Annotated in this window: 19 protein-coding genes and 4 tRNA genes; 2 read left to right on the top strand and 21 right to left on the bottom strand. The window is 42.1% G+C overall.

Translation table 11 applies throughout. The features are described from left to right. Window positions 1-98: 98 nt before the first annotated feature. From rpoC to THMIRH_RS02240, 13 genes are all read right to left on the bottom strand, one after another. On the bottom strand, window positions 99-4,301 hold the full coding sequence (rpoC, locus tag THMIRH_RS02300) for a DNA-directed RNA polymerase subunit beta' (RefSeq protein WP_173290366.1): 4,203 nt from the start codon (window positions 4,299-4,301) through the stop codon (window positions 99-101). Next, window positions 4,301-8,359: a DNA-directed RNA polymerase subunit beta gene (gene rpoB / locus THMIRH_RS02295; protein ID WP_173290364.1), complete on the bottom strand. Its 4,059-nt coding sequence runs from the start codon at window positions 8,357-8,359 to the stop codon at window positions 4,301-4,303. Before rpoB ends, rpoC begins: the two co-directional genes overlap by 1 nt. Window positions 8,360-8,536: 177 nt before the next feature. Beyond that, window positions 8,537-8,908, bottom strand: coding sequence for a 50S ribosomal protein L7/L12 (gene rplL / locus THMIRH_RS02290; RefSeq protein WP_173290362.1), 372 nt, complete (start codon window positions 8,906-8,908; stop codon window positions 8,537-8,539). Window positions 8,909-8,941: 33 nt separating this feature from the next. Then, window positions 8,942-9,439, bottom strand: a complete 498-nt coding sequence (gene rplJ, locus THMIRH_RS02285) for a 50S ribosomal protein L10 (RefSeq protein ID WP_173290360.1) — start codon at window positions 9,437-9,439, stop codon at window positions 8,942-8,944. 177 nt (window positions 9,440-9,616) lie between these two features. Beyond that, window positions 9,617-10,306, bottom strand: a complete 690-nt coding sequence (rplA, locus tag THMIRH_RS02280) for a 50S ribosomal protein L1 (RefSeq protein ID WP_173290358.1) — start codon at window positions 10,304-10,306, stop codon at window positions 9,617-9,619. Window positions 10,307-10,311: 5 nt separating this feature from the next. Then, entirely contained in the window at window positions 10,312-10,740 is a 429-nt protein-coding gene (rplK, locus tag THMIRH_RS02275) for a 50S ribosomal protein L11 (protein ID WP_173290355.1), read from the bottom strand. Window positions 10,741-10,831: 91 nt separating this feature from the next. Next, window positions 10,832-11,365 (bottom strand): transcription termination/antitermination protein NusG, encoded by a 534-nt coding sequence (gene nusG / locus THMIRH_RS02270; RefSeq protein ID WP_173290353.1) that lies wholly within the window; start codon window positions 11,363-11,365, stop codon window positions 10,832-10,834. Window positions 11,366-11,368: 3 nt separating this feature from the next. Continuing rightward, a complete protein-coding gene (secE, locus tag THMIRH_RS02265; RefSeq protein ID WP_173290351.1) occupies window positions 11,369-11,746 on the bottom strand; it encodes a preprotein translocase subunit SecE in 378 nt (125 codons plus the stop codon). 50 nt (window positions 11,747-11,796) lie between these two features. Further along, window positions 11,797-11,872: transfer RNA gene (locus THMIRH_RS02260), tRNA-Trp, on the bottom strand. A 73-nt stretch (window positions 11,873-11,945) separates the two neighbouring features. Continuing rightward, on the bottom strand, window positions 11,946-13,136 hold the full coding sequence (tuf, locus tag THMIRH_RS02255) for an elongation factor Tu (RefSeq protein ID WP_173290349.1): 1,191 nt from the start codon (window positions 13,134-13,136) through the stop codon (window positions 11,946-11,948). 55 nt (window positions 13,137-13,191) lie between these two features. Beyond that, a tRNA-Thr gene (locus tag THMIRH_RS02250) sits at window positions 13,192-13,267 on the bottom strand. A gap of 59 nt (window positions 13,268-13,326) precedes the next feature. Further along, window positions 13,327-13,401: transfer RNA gene (locus THMIRH_RS02245), tRNA-Gly, on the bottom strand. A 3-nt stretch (window positions 13,402-13,404) separates the two neighbouring features. Beyond that, window positions 13,405-13,489 (bottom strand) — tRNA-Tyr (locus THMIRH_RS02240). Window positions 13,490-13,651: 162 nt separating this feature from the next. Between THMIRH_RS02240 and THMIRH_RS02235 the strand changes: the two genes are divergently transcribed. After that, window positions 13,652-14,392, top strand: coding sequence for a pseudouridine synthase (locus THMIRH_RS02235; protein ID WP_173290347.1), 741 nt, complete (start codon window positions 13,652-13,654; stop codon window positions 14,390-14,392). 87 nt (window positions 14,393-14,479) lie between these two features. Here THMIRH_RS02235 and THMIRH_RS02230 read toward each other — a convergent pair whose 3' ends face one another. Both THMIRH_RS02230 and dbpA read right to left on the bottom strand, forming a co-directional pair. Next, window positions 14,480-14,689, bottom strand: a complete 210-nt coding sequence (locus THMIRH_RS02230) for a cold-shock protein (RefSeq protein WP_173290345.1) — start codon at window positions 14,687-14,689, stop codon at window positions 14,480-14,482. Between the two features lie 237 nt (window positions 14,690-14,926). Further along, entirely contained in the window at window positions 14,927-16,315 is a 1,389-nt protein-coding gene (gene dbpA / locus THMIRH_RS02225) for an ATP-dependent RNA helicase DbpA (RefSeq protein ID WP_173290342.1), read from the bottom strand. A 99-nt stretch (window positions 16,316-16,414) separates the two neighbouring features. Between dbpA and THMIRH_RS02220 the strand changes: the two genes are divergently transcribed. Then, on the top strand, window positions 16,415-17,701 hold the full coding sequence (locus THMIRH_RS02220) for an adenosylmethionine--8-amino-7-oxononanoate transaminase (RefSeq protein WP_173290340.1): 1,287 nt from the start codon (window positions 16,415-16,417) through the stop codon (window positions 17,699-17,701). Between the two features lie 57 nt (window positions 17,702-17,758). Here the strand turns inward: THMIRH_RS02220 and THMIRH_RS02215 are convergent, their stop codons facing one another. From THMIRH_RS02215 to trpD, 6 genes are all read right to left on the bottom strand, one after another. After that, window positions 17,759-18,175: an OsmC family protein gene (locus THMIRH_RS02215; protein ID WP_173290338.1), complete on the bottom strand. Its 417-nt coding sequence runs from the start codon at window positions 18,173-18,175 to the stop codon at window positions 17,759-17,761. 25 nt (window positions 18,176-18,200) lie between these two features. Further along, complete coding sequence (locus tag THMIRH_RS02210; RefSeq protein WP_173290336.1) at window positions 18,201-19,406, bottom strand: type III PLP-dependent enzyme; 1,206 nt, start codon at window positions 19,404-19,406, stop codon at window positions 18,201-18,203. After that, on the bottom strand, window positions 19,399-20,253 hold the full coding sequence (gene speE / locus THMIRH_RS02205) for a polyamine aminopropyltransferase (protein WP_173290334.1): 855 nt from the start codon (window positions 20,251-20,253) through the stop codon (window positions 19,399-19,401). Before speE ends, THMIRH_RS02210 begins: the two co-directional genes overlap by 8 nt. Beyond that, on the bottom strand, window positions 20,243-20,749 hold the full coding sequence (speD, locus tag THMIRH_RS02200) for an adenosylmethionine decarboxylase (RefSeq protein ID WP_173290332.1): 507 nt from the start codon (window positions 20,747-20,749) through the stop codon (window positions 20,243-20,245). The genes speE and speD overlap by 11 nt, the downstream gene beginning before the upstream one ends. A 252-nt stretch (window positions 20,750-21,001) precedes the next feature. Continuing rightward, the gene (gene trpC, locus THMIRH_RS02195; RefSeq protein ID WP_173290330.1) at window positions 21,002-21,799 is read right to left on the bottom strand and encodes an indole-3-glycerol phosphate synthase TrpC; all 798 of its coding nucleotides are present in this window, start codon (window positions 21,797-21,799) and stop codon (window positions 21,002-21,004) included. A gap of 80 nt (window positions 21,800-21,879) precedes the next feature. Then, entirely contained in the window at window positions 21,880-22,902 is a 1,023-nt protein-coding gene (gene trpD, locus THMIRH_RS02190; protein ID WP_173290328.1) for an anthranilate phosphoribosyltransferase, read from the bottom strand. Window positions 22,903-22,906 lie beyond the last annotated feature (4 nt).

The raw sequence follows: 22,906 nt of genomic DNA, 5'->3' as shown, positions 1-22,906 counted from the left end.
AATAGACTTCCGTGAGCAAGGTTGAAAGATTTTAGAGACTGACATGCTATTTGTCAAGAATAAGTTTTTGAAATCATATAGATTTACACTTATCAAAATTATAACTCTGTTGTCTCTTCCATAACTTCTACAACTTCTTCAGTTGTAGTATCTTGAGCAGCAATAAAAGACTTCAATTCAATTTGAGTCTGCTCACTCGCTGCTTTACGCGCTTTATGATAGGCATAACCTGTTCCGGCTGGAATTAAGCGACCTACAATAACGTTTTCTTTTAAACCAACTAACTGATCGCGCTTACCACTGACCGCAGCCTCTGTTAAAACACGAGTTGTTTCTTGGAAAGACGCCGCTGAAATAAATGACTCAGTTGCCAAAGACGCTTTAGTAATCCCTAGAAGTACGCGCTGATAAGTCGCTTCAACTTCACCTTTACTGCGAGCAAGTTCATTAAACTCAAGAACTCTTGCATATTCTGCTTGCTCACCTTTGATTAAGTTAGTATCTCCTGAAGTTTTAACCTCAACCTTTCTTAACATCTGACGCACAATCGTTTCGATATGCTTGTCGTTAATTTTTACACCTTGTAAGCGATAAACATCTTGTACTTCACTCACAACATATTCCGTCAGTTTTTCAACACCTAACAGTCTTAAAATGTCATGCGGATTTGGATTACCTTCAACAACAATATCCCCCTTCTCAACACGCTCACCTTCAAAGACATCCAATGAACGCCATTTAGGAATTAGCAATTCATATTGTTCACCACTGTCTTGGGTAATGATCAATCTTTGCTTGCCTTTTGTTTCTTTTCCTAAACCGACAACACCAGCTACTTCTGCCATGATTGCAGGTTCTTTAGGCATACGCGCTTCAAACAAATCAGCTACGCGAGGAAGACCCCCGGTAATATCTTTTGTCTTTGAAGACGCTTGAGGAATACGAGCAATAATGTCACCTGGGTGAATATCATCATTACTTTGTACAACAACAATTGCATTTTCAGGTAAATAATACATCGCTGGTGTTTGCGTTCCTGGGAAAGGTACAACTTCACCCGCAGCATCCACTAACTGTATGTATGGACGCGTTTCTTTATTGACTGCTGAACGATCTCTAGCACTCTTAACAACATGGGTTGTTAAGCCTGTTAATTCATCGGTATGCTCTTCTACAATCCCTTCAAAGTTACCAAATTCAACACGACCTTTAGTCTCAGTAATGATTGGATGCGTATGAGGATCCCATGCAGCCAGAACTTCACCTGACTGAACCATAATGCCGTCTTTAACTTTTAGCACAGCACCGTAAGGAATTTTATAACGCTCTTTTTCACGGCCAAGTTCATCTAAAATTGAAACTTCACCCGAGCGAGAAGTCACAATTAAACGATCTTCAGAGTTGGCGATTGTTTTTAGGTTATCAAACTTAACTTTACCTTCATGACGCACTTCAACTTGGCTTTGAGCTGCAGATGCGGATGCTGTACCACCGATATGGAATGTACGCATCGTTAACTGAGTTCCTGGCTCACCGATTGACTGAGCAGCCATAACACCGACTGCTTCACCCAGGTTAACCAAATGACCACGCGCTAAATCACGACCATAACAACGCTGACAAATACCAAACTTTGTTTCGCAAGTAATGGTTGAACGGACTTTGACGCTATCCACACCGCTCTTATCAATGATTGCAACTAAGCGCTCATCTAATAAAGTCCCCGAGGCGACAATGACTGACCCATCTAAGCCAACCACATCATCTGCCAGTACACGACCTAGAATACGATCTTTTAGCTCCTCAACAACATCACCACCTTCAACATGTGAAGATACAGTAATACCCGCAGAGGTTCCGCAATCATTTTCTGTCACAACAACATCTTGCGCAACATCAACTAAACGGCGCGTTAAGTAACCAGAGTTTGCTGTTTTCAATGCAGTATCTGCCAAACCTTTACGCGCACCGTGTGTAGAGATAAAGTACTGAAGTACGTTTAGACCTTCACGGAAGTTTGCAGTGATCGGTGTTTCAATGATAGATCCATCTGGCTTAGCCATCAACCCACGCATACCACCTAACTGACGCATCTGTGCAACGCTACCACGCGCACCAGAATCCGCCATCATGTAAACAGAGTTAAATGATGTTTGCTTAACTTCATTACCCTTAGCATCAATAACAGTTTCAAACTGCAACTCGTCCATCATGGACTTGGTAACCAATTCATTCGTATGAGACCAAATATCAACGACTTTGTTATAACGCTCACCCTCGGTTACTAAACCTTGTGAAAACTGTCCTTGAATTTCAGCAACCTGCTCTTCTGCACGAGCAATGATGCCTGCTTTTTCATCAGGAATTAACATGTCATCTGAACAGAATGAAAGCCCTGCTAAAGTAGACCATTTAAAACCGGTATACATCAATTGGTCAGCAAAGATTACCGTTTCTTTAGGACCTAACAAACGATAACAAGCATTTAATGCCTGACTAATGCTTTTTTTCGTTAAATCTTTGTTAACCAAATCAAAAGACAAACCTTTAGGCAAAATTCTTAACAATAGCGCACGACCAGCCGTTGTATCAATGATTCCACGAGTAACACTTTCAACACCCGCTTCATCAACAATTGTTTGCTCTAACTTAAGTTTGATCATCGTGTGCAAATGGACAACTTTGGCATCCAATGCACGCTGAACTTCCTGCCAGTTAGAGAAAGCCTTACCTTCGCCAACTTCGTTAATGCTTTGACGAGTGATGTAATAAAGCCCAAGAACAACGTCCTGAGAAGGCACAATAATTGGGTCACCGTTTGCAGGTGATAACAAGTTATTGGTAGACATCATCAAAGTACGCGCTTCTAATTGTGCCTCTAACGATAGAGGAACGTGAACCGCCATTTGGTCACCATCGAAGTCAGCGTTAAATGCCGAACAAACTAACGGATGTAAATTAATTGCTTTACCTTCAATTAACACAGGTTCAAATGCTTGAATACCTAATCTGTGGAGTGTCGGTGCACGGTTTAATAGTACTGGATGTTCACGAATGACTTCATCAAGTACATCCCAAACCTCTGGCAACCCTTGGTCTACCATTTTCTTGGCAGCTTTAATCGTTGATGCTAAACCACGCTTTTGCAATTTACTGAAAATAAAAGGCTTGAATAACTCTAAAGCCATTTTTTTCGGTAAACCACACTGATGCAGGCGCAAAGTAGGACCTACCACGATTACCGAACGACCAGAATAGTCAACACGCTTACCTAACAGGTTTTGACGGAAACGACCCTGCTTACCTTTGATCATATCTGCCAAAGACTTTAACTGACGCTTGTTAGTACCTGTTACTGCGCGACCACGACGACCATTATCCAATAATGAATCAACCGACTCTTGCAGCATACGCTTTTCGTTACGCACAATAATATCTGGCGCCATCAAATCCAATAAACGCTTCAAACGGTTGTTACGGTTAATCACACGGCGGTACAAATCGTTTAAGTCAGACGTTGCAAAACGACCACCATCAAGTGGAACTAAAGGGCGTAATTCAGGTGGCAATACTGGCAATACATCTAATACCATCCATTCTGGACGGTTGCCTGACTGCAAGAAAGAATCCACTAACTTTAAGCGTTTTGAAAGTTTCTTTTGCTTAGTTTCAGAGTTGGTTGTATCCATCTCTTCTTTCAAGCGAACTTCTTCAGATTTTAAATCAATCGATTGAAGCATTTTCTTAATGGCTTCAGCACCCATTTGCGCCTCAAATTCGTCGCCATATTCATCTAAAGCATCTAAATACTCTTCTTCAGACAATAACTGCCAAGGCTCTAAAGGTGTTAAACCGGGGTCAACAACCATGAAAGCTTCAAAATAAAGTACCGCTTCGATTTCTTTTAACGTCATATCCAACATTAAACCAATACGAGAGGGCAATGATTTTAAAAACCAAATATGTGCCACTGAAGTCGCAAGATCTATGTGACCCATGCGCTCACGACGCACTTTAGATTGAGTTACTTCAACGCCACATTTCTCACAAATAACACCACGGTGTTTTAAACGCTTGTATTTACCACACAAGCACTCATAATCACGGATAGGTCCGAAAATTTTGGCACAAAATAAACCATCACGCTCAGGCTTGAAGGTACGATAGTTAATGGTTTCTGGCTTCTTAACCTCACCAAACGACCAAGAACGAATCTTTTCTGGGGAAGCAAGAGAGACTTTGATTGCATCAAAATCACTTGAAGCGTTTTGTTGTTTTAGGAATCCTAATAAATCTTTCATTAATCTTGCTCCAACTCAATATCGATACCCAGTGCACGAATTTCTTTACGTAATACACTGAAGGACTCTGGAATACCAGGTTCCATATATTCATTACCATCAACAATGTTTTTATACATTCTTGTACGACCATTCAAGTCATCTGACTTAACCGTTAACATTTCTTGTAGGGTAAAGGCTGCACCATAAGCCTCAAGCGCCCATACCTCCATCTCTCCAAAACGCTGTCCACCGAACTGCGCTTTACCACCTAAAGGCTGTTGAGTTACCAAGCTGTAAGGACCGGTTGAACGCGCATGCATTTTGTCATCAACCAAGTGGTTAAGTTTCAAGTAATACATATATCCAACGGTTACAGGTCTGTCAAAAGCTTCACCAGAAATACCATCAAATAGTGTCATCTGCCCACTTTCTGGTAAATCTGCTAATCTCAAGAAAGCCTTAATCTGGGCTTCAGATGCGCCATCAAAAACTGGCGATGCTAAAGGTACACCTTTACGAAGATTGCCTGCCAACTCGATAATTTCTTCATCAGAGAACTCTTCAAAAGCCACTTTTTGACCTTGTGATTCGTTATAAATTTGATCTAAGAAACCACGAATTTCCTTAATGTCTGCTTGTCGCTTTAACATAGCATCAATCTTGACACCCAATCCTTCAGCCGCTAGACCTAGGTGAGTTTCAAGAATCTGACCAACGTTCATACGTGATGGAACCCCAAGAGGGTTCAAACAAATGTCAACAGGACGGCCTGTTTCATCGTAAGGCATGTCTTCAACTGGGCAAATGCGCGAAATAACACCCTTGTTACCGTGACGACCCGCCATCTTGTCACCAGGTTGGATACGACGCTTAACCGCAACATACACCTTAACCATCTTAATAACACCTGGCGCTAAATCATCACCTTGTGTTAACTTCTTACGCTTTTCTTCAAATAATGCATTAAGTTGCTCATGCTTAGCTTTAAGCTGAGCTTCAACTGACTCTAGGTATCTAACAACTTCTTCATCAGCAACATTTAAATTAAACCATTTAGATTTCTCTGTTTTTGACAACATCTCTTCATCAATAACAGCACCTGAAACCAAGCTCTTACCGACCAATATCACTTTGATACGCTCGTAAGAATCTTGCTCTAAAATCTTATATTGCTCGTCAATATCCTTACGGACTTTTTGAAGCTCATCCGCCTGAATCGCTAAAGCGCGACTGTCTTTCTTCTCACCTTCGCGAGTAAAGACCTGAACATCTATAACCGTTCCTTCGATACCCTTACCAACACGCAATGAGGTATCTTTAACATCAGAAGCTTTTTCACCAAAGATAGCGCGCAGTAATTTTTCTTCTGGTGTTAGCTGAGTTTCACCTTTAGGCGTCACCTTACCAACCAGAATATCACCTTGCTTAACTTCAGCCCCGACATAAACAATACCGCAGTCATCTAGTCGCGCTAAAGCTGATTCGCCGACATTTGGAATATCTGCAGTAATTTCTTCAGAACCTAACTTAGTGTCACGTGCTAAACACGTTAGTTCTTCAATGTGAATTGTTGTATAGCGATCTTCTTGAACAACGCGTTCTGAAATTAAGATAGAGTCTTCGAAGTTGTAACCGTTCCATGGCATAAAGGCGATACGCATGTTTTGCCCCAAAGCCAATTCACCCAAGTCCGTTGAAGGACCATCAGCTAAAACGTCACCACGAGTAACAACATCACCCGCTTTAACAATTGGCTTTTGGTTGATACAAGTATTTTGGTTAGAACGCTGGTACTTAACTAGGTTATAAATATCTACCCCAGAAGCACCTTCTTCGATTTCATTTTCGTTCGCTTTAACAACGATGCGACTGGCATCCGAAGAAATAACCTTACCACCACGAGACGCAACGACAGTTACACCAGAATCAGCTGCAACAATTTTTTCAATCCCGGTTCCAACCAAAGGCTTGTCTGCTCTTAAAGTAGGAACTGCTTGACGCTGCATGTTCGAGCCCATCAAGGCACGGTTAGCATCATCGTGCTCCAGGAACGGAATCAATGATGCCGCAACTGAAACGATCTGCATTGGAGACACGTCCATGTAGTTAATATCTTTAGAAGATGACAGCGTAAATTCGTTTTGATGTCTTGCAGAAACTAAATCATCAACAAGGTATCCATCCGCATCCACTTTAGCACTTGCCTGTGCGATGACATACTGGGCTTCATCAATCGCAGAAACATATTCAACTTCATCTGTTACCTTGCCATCAATAACCTTACGGTATGGTGTTTCAAGGAAACCATATTTATTGGTTTTTGCGTAAATAGCCAAAGTATTGATCAAACCGATGTTTGGACCTTCAGGAGTTTCGATAGGACAAACACGACCATAATGCGTTGGGTGAACGTCGCGAACCTCAAAGCCTGCACGCTCACGAGTTAAACCACCTGGCCCTAACGCAGAAACACGACGCTTATGCGTAATCTCAGATAAAGGGTTCACTTGGTCCATAAACTGCGACAACTGAGAAGAACCGAAGAATTCCTTGATTGCCGCAGAAACAGGCTTAGCATTAATTAAATCTTGTGGCAATAAACCATCGGTTTCTGCTTGATTTAAACGCTCTTTAACAGCACGCTCAACACGGACTAAACCAACACGGAAAGCATTTTCAGCCATTTCGCCAACTGCACGAATACGACGATTTCCAAGGGTATCGATATCATCAATTGAACTTAAACCGTTACGAATTTTTATTAACTCGTGAACAACATCAACGATATCTTTATTTTCAAGAACAACAACACCTTCGTTTTCATCACGACCTAAACGACGGTTTAATTTCATACGACCAACGGCAGACAAGTCATATCGTGCTTCATCAAAGAATAAGCTTTGGAATAAAGCTTCTGAAGATTCTTTTGTTGGTGGCTCACCAGGACGCATCATGCGATAGATTTCGATCTGCGCTTCTAGTTGCGAGGTCGTAGAGTCTAAATTGATGGTGTCAGAAATATAAGGCCCTTGCTCCATTTCATCAATGTATAACAAAGAAAGTTTAATTTCTTTCATACCTGAGAAAGAATCGATTAGATCCGCGGTAATTACATCATTAGCACGGGCCAATAACTCACCTGACTCAGTATCCATAATACCGTTGGCTAAAACCTTGCCTAACAGATAATCTGGAGAGACCTCTAAAGTTGTAATTTTTGAATCTTTAAGCTGCTTAATGTTTCGAGCTGTAATACGCTTACCAGACTCGATAATTTTTTGTCCTTCATGCTCAATATCAAAAACAGCCATTTGACCTTTTAACTGATCAAGATTTAAGGTTAAAGTAAACTTACCTTTTTTGCCTATGACTTCACTGGTAGCAAAGAATTCATTCAGAATTTCTTCGTTGTTATAACCCATGGCACGAAGAAGAACAGAAACCGGTAATTTACGGCGTCTATCGATACGAACAAAAACAGCGTCATTATGATCAAATTCAAAATCTAACCAAGAACCACGGTAAGGAATAATGCGAGCATTAAATAAAACTTTACCTGATGAGTGCGATTTACCTTTGTCACTATCAAAGATTACACCAGGAGAACGGTGAAGCTGAGTAACGATAACACGCTCTGTACCATTAATAACAAAAGTACCATTATCTGTCATTAGAGGAATATCCCCTAAATAGACTTCTTGCTCTTTAACATCTTTAACAGGACGCTTACCAGCAGGTGCATCCTTATCAAACAATACTAAACGCATCTTAACTCTTAAAGGTGATGCATAAGTCACGCCGCGTTGTTTACACTCTTTAACATCAAACTCAGGCTGCCCCATGTGATAGCTGACATACTCAAGGTCGGCGGTACCTGCAACACCATGAATTGGAAAAACAGAACTGAATGCAGCATGTAAACCTTGTAGCTGACGCTCTAAAGGTTTTTTGTCCATTTGCAAAAATTCGTGAAAGGATTCTTTTTGTAAAGACAACAAGTAAGGGACTTCAAGAATTGAAGCACTGGTAGAAAAGTCTTTACGGACGCGTTTCTTTTCGGTTAAAGAATAGGCCATTGATTACCTCTTGATCCTAGTGGATAAAATAAAACTCGGTTTTATTTAGAAAATGCATAAAACTGTAATAACAGAAACAAAACAATAATTACACTTTTACACACTGCTATAAACGAGAAAAGGCCGGCGTCTAAACGCCAGCCATTTCATGCTGCTAAAGCAACTGTGGAAACGAAATTATTTAATTTCGCACTCAGCGCCAGCTTCTTTGATTTCTTTAGCCAAAGCTTCAGCTTCTGCTTTAGAAACACCTTCTTTAAGAACAAATGGAACACCTTCAACAGCGTCCTTAGCTTCTTTAAGACCTAAACCAGTGGCAGCACGAACTGCTTTGATAGCACCAACTTTGTTAGCACCAGCACCGGTTAGGATTACGTTAAATTCAGTTTGCTCTTCTTGAGCAGCACCTGCGTCAGCAGCTGGACCAGCAACTGCAACAGCAGCCGCTGATACACCAAATTTTTCTTCCATTGCTTCAACTAAAGCAACAACTTCCAATACTGACATATTGGCAACTGCTTCTAAAATATCTTCTTTTGTTACAGACATTGTAATCTCCTAAAATTGTCTATTGGGCGTCAATTAAGCCGCTTGTTCTTTTTGTTCTTTAACAGCCACAAGACCACGAGCTAACTTAGCTACAGGTTCTTTCATGACATAAAGTAGTTTGCTCAATGCTTCATCGCGAGTCGGTAGAGCTGCTACTTTGTCTAAGTAACTAGCATCCCACGCGCCTTCACCGATTGACATAGATCTGACAACCAACTTGTTATTCGTTTTTGCGAAATCTTTGAAAACACGAGCAGCATTTCCTAACTCTTCACCAGAGAAAGCAAATACGAGTGGACCTGTGAAAGTCTCACCTAAGTCTTCAAATTTAGTACCCATAATTGCACGACGCGCTAAAGTGTTTTTAATAACACGAATTTGCACACCTGCTTTACGAGCCACATTACGAAGTTGGGTCATATTTTCTACCGTCAATCCACGATATTCAGCAGCAACCATTGAACCCGCATTTGCAGCAACTGCAGCAACTTCTTCAACGACTAGCTTTTTATCTTCGATATTAAGTGCCATTTAACCTCCAAACGGTTTGATATAAAGCAATCAAACCCTTCCATCTACGTAGGCTTAAATCTATTAAGAAGGTAACATCTACCCTCACCTACGGTCTGCGATGGGCTCAAAGAAGGCAACTTCTAGGAGACCCGACGCAATCTACAGAACAAGTTCTGTAGAAAATTCTTTTAATGATTACAAGGATGACTGATCTAAAGTTAAACCAGGACCCATCGTGCTAGAAATAGAAACTTTTTTCATGTAAGTTCCTTTAGCAGTCGATGGCTTAGCCTTGTTTAAATCTTCAATCAATGCTTGTAAGTTTTCAATTAGTTTTTCTGGAGCAAAAGATACTTTGCCGATAGAAGCGTGAATAATACCCGCTTTATCTGCACGGAAGCGTACTTGACCAGCTTTTGCATTTTTAATCGCTGTTACAACATCAGGCGTCACAGTACCGGTTTTTGGGTTAGGCATTAAACCACGAGGACCTAAAACCTGACCTAACATACCAACAACACGCATCGCATCTGGAGAAGCAATAACGACATCAAAGTCCATCATGCCACCTTTAATTTCAGCAGCTAATTCATCCATACCTACAAACTCAGCACCTGCAGCTTTTGCGGCCGCTTGGTTTGCTTCACCTGTAAATACTGCAACGCGAACATCTTTACCTGTACCGTTTGGCATAACCGTAGCGCCACGAACAACTTGGTCTGACTTACGTGGATCGATACCTAGTTTGATTGCAACATCAACTGATTCTGAAAACTTAGACGTTGCTAGTTCAGAAATTAGTGCAAAACCTTCTGTTGCAGGGTAAGCCTTAGCAACATCAATTTTTCCAGCCCATGACTTTTGTTTTTTTGTTAATTTTGCCATTTCGATTACCCTTCTACCAACAAGCCCATTGAACGCGCAGAACCAGAAATGGTTTTAACTGCAGCTTCAAGGTCATTTGCATTCAAATCAGCCATTTTAGTATTGGCAATTTCTTCAACTTGTGCACGAGTTACCGTACCAACTTTCTTCATGTTAGGTACAGCTGAACCGCTTTTAATACCGGCCGCTTTTTTCAACAATACTGATGCTGGTGGTGTCTTGGTGATGAAGGTAAAACTTTTATCACTATAAACTGTGATAACAACTGGAATTGGCAAACCTTTTTCCATTTGAGAAGTCTGTGCGTTAAACGCTTTACAGAATTCCATAATGTTCACACCTTTTTGACCCAAAGCTGGACCAACTGGTGGACTTGGATTTGCATTACCTGCTTGTACTTGCAGTTTGATATAGGCTGCTATCTTCTTAGCCATGATTATCTCCTTGTGGGTAAAGCGCCTTTCGACTCCCCAGGGTTTAAAATAGGTTTAATGAAAAACCTTTGAATGATTGCTTATATGCAAATCAGCTTTTTACAACCTGAGTAAACTCAAGCTCAACAGGTGTAGAACGACCAAAAATCAAAACAGACACTTGCAATCTGTTTTTGTCATAGTCAGTTTCTTCAACAACTGCTTCAAAATCTTTAAATGGACCATCAACTACGCGAACCATTTCACCAGGTTCATAGATAACTTTTGGTCTTGGCTTATCAACGCCTTCTTCAACCTTACTCAAAATACGGTCTACTTCTTTTTGAGAGATTGGCGCAGGACGATCACTGGTTCCACCGATAAAACCCATAACTTGTGGCACACTTTTAACCAAATGCCAGGTTGCTTCTTCCATTTCCATTTGCACTAGGACATAACCTGGAAAAAACTTACGCTCACTGGTTCTTTTCTTACCGTCACGGATTTCAACAACTTCTTCAGAAGGCACCAGAATTTGGCCAAACTTTTCTTCCAAGCCTGAGCGCTCAACATATTCCACCAGCGCTTTTTTAACCTTATTCTCATAACCGGAATAAGCATGTACCACATACCATCTTTGTGCCATCTTTTATCCACCCTGACCTGTTAGTAGCTGAACTGCCCATAAAAAGAACATATCCACCAACCAAAGGAAAATACCCATTATTATTACGACCACAAATACCATTAAGGTCATTTGCGTTGTTTCTTGTCTGGTTGGCCAAACGACTTGCTCAACTTCTTTCTTTGCATTTGACAAGTATGAAAACCAATCACGGCCTTTTTCAGTTAGATAAAAAACATAACCAGCCACTGCGGTACCGGCAATCACACCTAATACTCGAATAACCGCATGCACATCCGCAAACATATAATAGGCAGCCAAGGTGCCCACCAATATTGTGACAGCAAGAATTAACTTAACGCTATCCATCGAGGTTGCGCTTTCTTCAATCTTCTTACTCATAATTTTTCACTACAGATAAAAACGACCCGTAAAGGGTCGTTTATTGAATTTGGCAGGGGTGGAGAGATTCGAACTCCCAACACGCGGATTTGGAATCCGCTGCTCTACCGTTGGAGCTACACCCCTGGAATTTTTTACATCTTTCAAAAAAAAGGGGATTATACAAACCCCCTTTCTTTTTTTCAAGCTTTATTTGAAATTAAGCAAGAATTTTAGCAACAACACCCGCACCTACAGTACGACCACCTTCGCGGATTGCGAAACGTAGACCTTCTGACATGGCGATTGGGTTGATCAACTCTACAGTCATCTGTACGTTATCACCTGGCATTACCATTTCAACACCCGCTGGTAATTGACATGCGCCAGTTACGTCAGTGGTACGGAAATAGAACTGTGGACGATAGCCGTTGAAGAATGGTGTATGACGACCACCTTCATCTTTACCTAGTACGTAAACTTCTGCTTCGAACTTGGTGTGTGGAGTTACTGTGCCTTTGTGTGCCAATACTTGACCACGTTCGATGTCTTCACGCTTGGTTCCACGTAATAGGATACCTACGTTGTCACCCGCTTCACCTTGGTCTAGTAGTTTACGGAACATTTCTACACCAGTTACTGTTGTTTCAGTGGTTGGGCGAATACCGATAATTTGTACTGTTTCACCTACTTTGATCACACCAGTTTCGATACGTCCAGTTGCTACTGTTCCACGGCCTTGGATTGAGAAGATGTCTTCTACTGGCATTAAGAATGGCTTGTCTGTTTCACGAGTTGGTGTTGGGATGTAGGTATCTAGTGCTTCTACTAAACGCGCAATTGCTGGTTCACCGATTTCTGATTGGTCACCTTCGATTGCTTTTAGTGCAGAACCCATGATTACTGGTGTGTCATCACCTGGGAAGTCGTACATGTCTAGTAGTTCGCGGATTTCCATTTCTACTAGTTCCATTAACTCTTCGTCGTCTACCATGTCTGCTTTGTTTAGGAATACTACAATGTATGGTACACCTACTTGACGTGATAATAGGATGTGTTCACGAGTCTGTGGCATTGGGCCGTCAGCTGCTGAACATACTAGGATTGCGCCGTCCATCTGTGCAGCACCAGTGATCATGTTTTTAACATAGTCAGCGTGGCCTGGGCAGTCTACGTGTGCGTAGTGACGGGCTTCTGATTCGTATTCTACGTGTGATGTAGAGATGGTGATTCCACGCTCTCTTTCTTCTGGTGCGTTGTCAATTTGACCGTAGTCTTTAACTTCTCCACCAAATTTACGTGCTTGTACAATTGTTAATGCCGCTGTTAATGTGGTCTTACCATGGTCTACGTGACCGATAGTTCCAACGTTTACGTGCGGTTTTGAGCGTTCAAACTTTGCTTTTGCCATGATGCAAACTCCGTTTTCGCAGCACTACACAGGTAGCCCAGCGTCATTAATAAAATGGAGCTCTTAATCGGAATCGAACCGATGACCTCATCCTTACCATGGATGCGCTCTACCGACTGAGCTATAAGAGCAAATATAAAAAAAGCCCCTTTCCTTTCCCTTTTTAGGACTAAAAAGAAGCTTTTGAATTTGGAGCGGGTAAGGAGAATCGAACTCCTCTCATCGGCTTGGAAGGCCGAGGTAATAGCCAATATACGATACCCGCAAATGGTGGAGGGTGGTGGATTCGAACCACCGAAAGCATTGCTAGCAGATTTACAGTCTGCCCCCTTTGGCCGCTCGGGAAACCCTCCTGATTTGTGTGGCGTATTTTATAGAAGTTTCGCTCAGTGTCAACATTAAAAACAAAAAAATGTGACATTTCTTTAACAAAAGTGCAAAAATTCCAAAAAGACGCCTAAAATTAACCAGGCCTGGTTACTTGTAGGCCACTTTTATGGATTTTGGAAGCTTTTATGCAAACTATTTGCCAATTAGAAAACTTTAAAATCATTTACCAAGATGATTACTTAGTTGCCATTCATAAGCCTGCTGGCTTATTAGTGCATCCTTCACCTATAGACAAACATGAAACCCAATTTGCAACCCAAATATTAGAAAGCCTTCTAAATCAACCCGTGTTTCCTATACATCGTTTAGATAAGGCAACCTCAGGCATTCTATTATTTGCTTTAAATAGCCAAACAGCCAATCAAGTTAGTCAACAAATGCAAAATCAGCTTATTCAAAAACACTATCTTGCCATTGTTAGAGGCTGGATACCAGAGATAGGTGAAACCCACCTCCCGCTCAAGCAACACTTTGACAAGATGGTCAAACAATCGCAAATAGATAAGCCCGACCAAAACGCTTCAACTTACTGGAAACGACTAGACACCAGTACCCTAGAGATTCCTCTAAATAAATTCTCATCGCAGCGCTACTCACTCATTAAACTTTCGCCCACCACTGGTAGAAAACACCAATTAAGAAGACATTTAAATGCATTGAGCTACCCGATTATTGGCGATGTCAGTCATGGCGACCGAAATCATAATCACCTGTTCCATGAACAGCTTGGACAACACCGGCTATATCTTGCTGCAACCGAGCTGCACTTAACCCACCCGTCACTCAAAACACCGCTTTCTATCACTGCACCACTAGAGCCGAGCTTTGTTAAAGCTTGTCACTTTTTAAACTTTAGTCAGCCTTAAAACAAAAAAAAGGCCACTTCTTTCGAAGCAGCCTTTTAGAATTTAGCCTGATACATACCCTAGGGTATGCAACATCACTCTTTAAAATTAAAGAATTACGATGTTTTCAGCTTGAGGACCTTTTTGGCCTTGAGTCACAGTGAAAGACACTTTTTGCCCTTCAACTAAAGTTTTGAAACCAGTTCCTGAAGTGATTGCTTTGAAATGAGCAAAAACATCTGGACCATTTTCTTGTTCGATAAAACCAAAACCTTTAGCTTCGTTGAACCATTTAACTGTACCAGTAGTAGTAGACATAATATTTCCTAAATTTATTCAAAAGTAATTAATTGACCTTAAGAGAAAACCCCTTAAAAGCCGGGTGGCTGAAAGTGTTGCTATTACTTATGAAAAAACAGAACTAGAACTAAGACAGGACATCGAAATGGTACATAAATATAAGACTTACTAACAAGCCAGACTCCATTATAGGCTTAAGCTAACTAATGTCAAACACTATATTTAGCGAAAACCTTAAATTTATTCAAATGTCGATTACCCCTTGATCAACCAGACTCTAAAATTGCGTCCTTTGAGCTTATCCGTTTGTAATTTAGTCAGCGCTTGGCTAGCCACTGTTCGATGCACAGCCACATAGGCTCTATAGTCAAACAACTGAATCTTACCCACTTGCGAGCCTAATATTCCGCCCTCACCTGTCAAAGCACCCAAAATATCGCCTGGACGCAGCTTTTCTTTTTTACCACCATCAATTTGCAAAGTTACCATGGATGGTTTTAGCGTCTTTTTAGGTGCCTTTTCTAACAGAGATAAACTTTCACCTTCAATTGTGGTTCCTAAATAGTCACCCAAAATAGCAATTTTATAACCTTCTTTTTCACTGAACAATGAACAGGCAACACCGCGCGAACCCGCTCGCCCTGTACGACCGATACGATGCACATAAACTTCTTCATCACGCGCAACATGATAATTCACGACCAAATCAAGGCCATCAATATCCAAACCTCTGGCCGCAACATCGGTTGCCACCAACACAGACACACTCTTATTGGCAAAACGAACCAACACCTGATCGCGTTCTTTCTGCTCCAAATCACCATTTAAAGCCAAAACAGTCATGCCCTCATCCGCTAGGGCATCTGCAACCATTTGGGTATCTGCTTTAGTATTACAAAAAACCACTATCGACTCTTGCCCATAGGCATTAATAACCAATTTCAAAGCTTGCAAACGATTCGCATCATCCCTAACCTTATAAAAATGCTGTTCAATCGTCAGCTCGCTATGAGTGGATTCAACAGTGACTCGAATAGGCTTTTTTAAAATGCGTTTTGCGATAGAGGCAATCCCTTCTGGGAAAGTTGCACTGAATAACAGGGTTTGTCTTTCATCCGGTAATTGATCAACAATCGCATCTAAAGACGGTTGAAAACCCATCTCTAACATACGATCCGCCTCATCTAACACCAGAGTATTTAAGTGCGCCAACCGCAAAGCACCTCGACGCAAATGTTCTTCAATTCGCCCCGGTGTACCCACCACAATATGTGCGCCAAATTCTAAAGACCCTAACTGAGGCTTAAAAGGCATACCGCCACATAAGGTCAATACCTTAACATTGGGAATTGCACGCCCTACACGGCGGACTTCTTTGGCAACTTGATCGGCCAACTCACGCGTTGGGCATAGCACCAAACTTTGTACCTCAAGATTACTGACATCTAACTTCTCTAACAGACCCAGTGCAAATGCCGCGGTTTTACCAGAACCGGTTTTGCCTTGCGCAATCACATCCTGACCCGCCAAAATGGCTGGCAAACTTTGCGCTTGAATTGGGGTCATGGTTTCATAACCCAATGACATCAAATTTTGCAGAGTATCTGCGTGTAATTTAAGGGAAGAAAAATCGGTTGAGCTCACTGCTGTTATCCTAAGTAATCAAATATAAAGGGATTTTAACACTCACACAATTTCGTCATCGATTTATAATGTTTTATTCTAAACAAACACGACAACGCTATGACAGACGCCAGTTTAACCGATGAATTCGACCAACAGCACATTTGGCATCCCTATGCCAAAATGCCAGCGCAGCAAGCACCCATCAAGGTGCAAAGAACCCAGGGGTCATTGATTACGCTGGCCAATGGTCAAGTACTCATTGATGGTATGTCTTCTTGGTGGGCCGCCATTCATGGCTATAACCATCCTAAAATCATGCAAGCCATGCACCAACAGATTGAGATTATGCCTCATATCATGTTTGGCGGACTCACCCATCAACCCGCTATTGAGCTGTGCAAACGCCTAGTTGCTTTAACGCCTGATGGACTCAATAAAGTGTTTCTATCCGATTCGGGATCGGTTGCGATGGAAGTTGCGATTAAAATGGCATTGCAATATTGGATGAGCAAAAAAAAACCCGAGAAAAATCGTTTAGTTAGCTTGCGCCATGCCTATCATGGCGACACCTTTGCGACCATGGCGGTCTGCGACCCTGACAATGGCATGCATCATTTATTTAGTAGCATCCTCGCGCCGCATTTTTTTGTTAAAGCCCCCAATTTGCATAACCATAATGATGACATAGAGGAATTAGAAAACATCTTAAAAAAACATCGCCAAGAAATCGCGGCTTTGACCCTAGAACCCATAGTGCAAGGCGCGGGAGGTATGCGGTTTTACCGGGCTGACTATTTAAGACAAGCTAAAGCGCTTTGTGAAAAATACGAAGTACTCTTGATTGCCGATGAAATTGCCACCGGATTTGGCAGAACAGGCAAATTGTTTGCCTGCGAATGGGCTCAGATTACCCCTGATATTCTATGCGTTGGCAAAGCTTTAACAGGCGGCAATATCACCTTAGCCGCCACACTTTGTACGGACGAGATTAGCACCACTATTAGCCAAGGCACTCCGGGGTTATTGATGCACGGCCCCACTTTTATGGGCAATCCTCTTGCCTGCGCCACAGCCGTTGCATCCATTGACCTTTTGCTTGCGAGTGACTGGCAAACTCATGTGCAAAATATCGAAAACACCCTTAAAACCATGCTTTTACCCTTAAATGATTTGGCCGGCGTTAAAGAAGCCAGAGTATTGGGCGCTATTGGTGTCGTAGAATTAAAACGCTCTGATTTAGCCCCCCTTGTACAAGCTGAAGCGATTAAACAAGGCATTTGGCTTAGACCCTTTGGCCGCTTGGTGTATGTTATGCCAGCGTTTAATATTCCGAAAGAACAACTAAACAAGCTGCTTGATGGCATGGCTAAGGCAATTAAAAACATCCTAAATGCAAACCTATAAAACAAAAAAACCGGCTAGGCCGGTTTAATTTAGACAGTTTTGAATTGTTTAAAGGTTTTAAGCTTCAATAATTTCAAAGGTGTGGGACATTTTTACAGTCGCTTCTAACATTTTAGAAACCGAGCAATATTTTTCTGCCGAGAGTTCCACTGCACGCTGAACTTTCTTTTCACTGAGTCCTTTGCCGTACACTTTATAGTGGGCTTGAATCTCAGTATAGACTTTCGGAATGGTTTCGGCGCGTTGTGAACTGATTTCAATCTGGCAATCGGTCACTTCTTGACCACCTTTTTGTAACATCATGATCACATCGATACCAGAACATCCTCCCAAACCCATCAACAGCATTTCCATCGGACGCGCGCCCAAGTTAGCACCGCCAACCTCAGGAGCAGCATCCATCATAACCTGATGACCTGATTCTGTCGTTGCTTGAAAAGCCATACCACCTTGCCATTTAACCAACATTGTCATACCACTTCTCCGCTTTATTTAAGAATTACAGTGCTTCAGTTTCTGGGTCAAAAATATCTTCGACCACAATCACTTTTGGTTTTGGATAGTAGTTAAACTCTGTTGCAGAGGCCAGGGTATAAGCACCCATTTGCTTGCCAACCAAAATATCACCAATTTGCATATCGGGTAATTCAATATCTTCAGCGACCACATCAATCGAGTCACAAGTAGGACCCGCTAGAACGCTGGGATAAAACTCACCATGCGCATCAATGGTTTTTAATGGCGCTAAAGGATAAACAGCATGGTCAAACATTTGTCCACTAAATCCACCGTAAACACCATCATCTAGGTAATACCAAGTTCTGGCACCGCGTTTAGCTTTACCCACTATGGATACGACTTCAATCATCGAAGGCGCAGAGATAAAACGACCTGGCTCAGCAAATATTTCAATGCCTTCTGGTAATTCTGCAAGGGCTTCCATAACTGGTACACAGAAGTCTGCAATCGGCATCACTTCTTCTTGATAAGAAACTGGGAAGCTGCCACCAATATCTAGGAATTTCCACTTCACATTTTTCATGACTTTCATCGCCGCGATACTCGAGCGAATGGCATTCACCTGTGTCATAGGCGATAACGACTGCGATCCCACATGGAAAGATAAACCAACCACATCTAAACCATTTTGCTGTGCCATATCAACCAACACTGGCAATTCTTCTAGCACACAACCAAATTTACGCGACAAATCCACCACCGCTTGCTTACTGCGATAACTGATACGAATGATTAACTCAACTTGGCCCGCATACTTATAGAACTTTTTCATTTCTTCAAAGTTATCAACCACAAAACGCGTACAGCCAAACTCTAGAGCACGCGCAATTTCTTTGTCTTTTTTGATAGGATGCGTGTGAATACACTGATCCCCTTTAATCCCTAAAGACTCAACCAATTCCACTTCACCGATGGTCGCTAAATCAAAATAACTGCCCAATGACTTTAGGCGTTTAATCAATTCAGGGTGAGAAAGAGATTTCAATGCGTAGAACAACTTCACACCAGGCAAGGCTGCCTGTAACGATTTATATTGATAGTCGATTTCTTCTAAATCGAGCACCATAAATGGCGTGTCATGTTTAGCCACCAATTCTTCCAAACTGGCACGGTCAAACTGCTCAAGAACATCTGGGTGAGATTGTTCAGCAAAAGTATCTACGAATTGTTGTGTTTGCTTATCCATTATGTAAAGCTTCCATAATATATTGCGGCAGAGCAAAACTTGCCTGATGCAATGAGGGTGTGTAAAAACGCGTCTGCAAGTTTGCGGCTTGGTAACGCGCCTCAAGCGTGGCTAATGCCACATTTTTGTGTGCTAATTGATTGGTTGCCCAAGCAAAAGTCATTATTCCGCCCACATAGGTGGGAACCGCTGCCGTGTAAAAACTGGCTTGGTCAAATAATGGCGCTAATCTTTTAGCGGTTGTGATCACTTCTTGAGTTTGTAAAAAACTCACCCCATTCTGTGCCACAAAAATCCCACCTTCGTTTAGACAAGATGCAATACCTTGATAGAAACGCGATGTAAATAAAACCTCACCCGGTCCCATCGGATCGGTTGAGTCGGAAATGATAATATCAAACTTTTGTTGCGTTTGATTGACAAATTCTACCCCATCGCCAATCACGATATTGGCACGAGGATTTTCATAGGCGCCCGCAGAATGATTAGGTAAGTATTCTTTACACAAATCAATCACTTGTTGATCGATTTCGACCTGAGTGACCTGCTTTACCGTTGGGTGTTTTAGCACCTCTCTTAGGATACCACCATCACCGCCGCCTATGATTAAAACTGACTGCGCAGAACCATGCGACAAAAGCGGCACATGCACCATCATTTCGTGATAAACAAACTCATCTTTCTCGGTCGTTTGAATCACGCCATCCAATGCCATGACTCGCCCCCATTGGGCATTATTAAAAATAACCAAGTGTTGATGCTCGGTTTGAGCTTCGAACAAGATTTCATCCATCACAAACTGCTGACCCCAGCCAGCATATAAGGTTTCAAGATAATTATTGGCCATCGCCAACGACCTCACCGCGTAATAGATTATTGACATCTACTTTGGATGGATTAAATGCGGCTTTTAAAACTTCAATAGCTTTCTCAGGTTCTGAATCCCCACACATGAAAACATCAAATGCGGCATATTGTCTTTCAGGCCAAGAATGCACACTGATGTGGGATTCGGCCAAAACTGCAACACCCGATATGCCGCCATTGGGGGTAAAGTGGTGCAAATGAATGTGCAACAAAGTTGCTTTAGCTTGCTTAATCCCTTCACGCAATGCCTGTTCCATTAACGCCAAATTATCCAACTGGCTAGCACCCCAAAAGTCAGCAATAATATGCGTACCCGCATAAGTTTTACCATTTTTAGTAATAAAGTGGTCAAGCGTTAAATCTAAATCTCTGGCTGCTTGGTCATGAGTTGGCCAAGTATTATCAATGAGGGTGGTTTTTTCAATCACCTCAAAATGTTCATTACCGGTGACTAAAATATTTTCTGAGTTTGGCATAGGAAGGACCTTACTGAAACATTCGCAATTTGGTTACACGAATGAATGATTAACAAAAATTCGCCAAGACAAGGCTAGCTTGACGAACCCCAACCACACTGAGCGATACGGCAACCGTGTGAGGTTTTAACCATTTTTCTTTGAGAAAAAAGGAGTTGCGTATTATTAACTTTTTTTAAAAGTTTGCAAGTGTTTTTTTCACTTAACAAAAGGTTTTTAAAAACGCTAAAAACCTTAGCTAAGGATTTGATTTTATTTAAAAAGCTCTGCCAACATTTCACCTGGATTTGGCGCACGCATAAAGGCCTCCCCAACCAAGAAACTATTGACTTGATGATCACGCATTTTAGCGACATCTGCCGAACTTAAGATACCACTTTCAGTAATGATAATTCTGTCATCTGGAATTAAACTCAACATGCGAATGGTGGTTTCTAAAGACACTTCAAAGCTGTGCAGGTCACGATTATTAATACCAATCATCGGTAAGGGCAAGCGCAAGGCACGCTCCAATTCCTCTTCATTATGCACCTCAATCAAGACATCCATATTGAGTTGCATAGCCGTTTGCGTCAACTCAAACATCTGCGCATCCCCAATGGCTGCAGCTATCAGTAAGATACAGTCTGCGCCAATTGCACGCGCTTCGTAGACTTGATAATCGTCCACAATAAAATCTTTGCGAATAATCGGTAAATCAACGGCTGCACGCACCTGCTGCAAATACTCATTACTGCCTTGAAAAAAATCTTGATCGGTCAATACCGACAAACAAGCTGCGCCATGTTGCTCGTAACTTTTAGCAATCTCAACCGGATCAAAGGGATCGCGCAAGATGCCTTTACTGGGAGACGCCTTTTTGATTTCAGCTATCACCGCCGACTCACCCGCTGCCAATTTTGCGTGCATGGCACCTGCAAAATCTTTGGGTGGCTTAGCCATCATGGCGCGCATTTTCATATCGCGCAACGGGATTGACTCACAACCTTCTTGAATTTCTTCTAGCTTGCGAAAAATAATTTTTTTTAATATATCGGGGGTTTGACTCATGATTTTTATTTCGTATTGAGAAGCTAAAAAGCCGCTAAATTTAACCAGGCCTGGTTATTTTTAGCGGCTTTTTGGGACTTTTAAGCGTTAAAAGATTGCGTTTTTTCAATAAACGCATTGAGTTTTTTCTGAACATCACCGCTGGCCAACACGGTTCTCGCCAAGATTACGCCTTGCGCATAAGTGTCGGCTAAACCAGACACATACAAGGATGCACCGGCATTCAAACAAACGATATCTTTGGCGGCACTGTCACTATTGGCAAATACCGAACGAATAATATTAATGCTGTCTTGTGCCGAATCCACCGACAAATCCGCTAAAGACGGATGATCCATATCATAATCATAAGGATCAATTTCCCAGTCGGTAATCACTCCATCTTTAAGTTCAGACACAAATGTTTTGCTGGCAATCGAGATTTCATCTAGCCCATCTTGTGCATGCACCACCATCACATGACGCGAACCCAACTTTTGCAACACCTTAGCAAATAACTTAGTTAATCGCTTGTCATAAACCCCAAGCACTTGCGCCGCCGCGCAGGCTGGATTGGTTAAAGGACCCAACATATTAAAAATGGTTCTGACGCCTAATTCACGACGTACACCAATGACATGCTTCATCGCACTATGATGACTGGGTGCAAACATAAAGCCCACGCCCAATTCTTCAACACACTCAGCGACTTGTTGTGGCGTTAAATTTAAATTTACCCCAGCGGCCTCAAGCACATCAGCACTCCCAGACTTACTGGAGACCGAACGGTTACCATGCTTGGCCACCTTACCGCCAGCTGCAGCCACCACGAAAGCACTGGCCGTAGAGATGTTAAAGGTATTCGCACCATCCCCACCGGTTCCGCAGGTGTCCACCAATAAAGAAGCATCTGCAACCACAACGGGCGTGGATAATTCTCGCATCACCTTAACCGCTGCGGTAATTTCTTCAGTGGTTTCGCCCTTCATACGCAAGGCCACCAAGATACCCGCCACCTGAGCGGGTGTCGCCTGGCCCGACATCATTAAACGCATAATCTCTTCCATTTGCTCTGGGAAAAGCTCATGGCGGTTTAACAGTTGTTCTAAGGCTTGCTTGATCATGGGG

The sequence above is a fragment of the Thiosulfativibrio zosterae genome (genome assembly GCF_011398155.1).
Classification (GTDB): domain Bacteria; phylum Pseudomonadota; class Gammaproteobacteria; order Thiomicrospirales; family Thiomicrospiraceae; genus Thiosulfativibrio; species Thiosulfativibrio zosterae.
The sequence above is the reverse complement of the archived record's forward strand: the minus strand, read 5'-3'. Positions and strand labels throughout refer to the sequence as shown.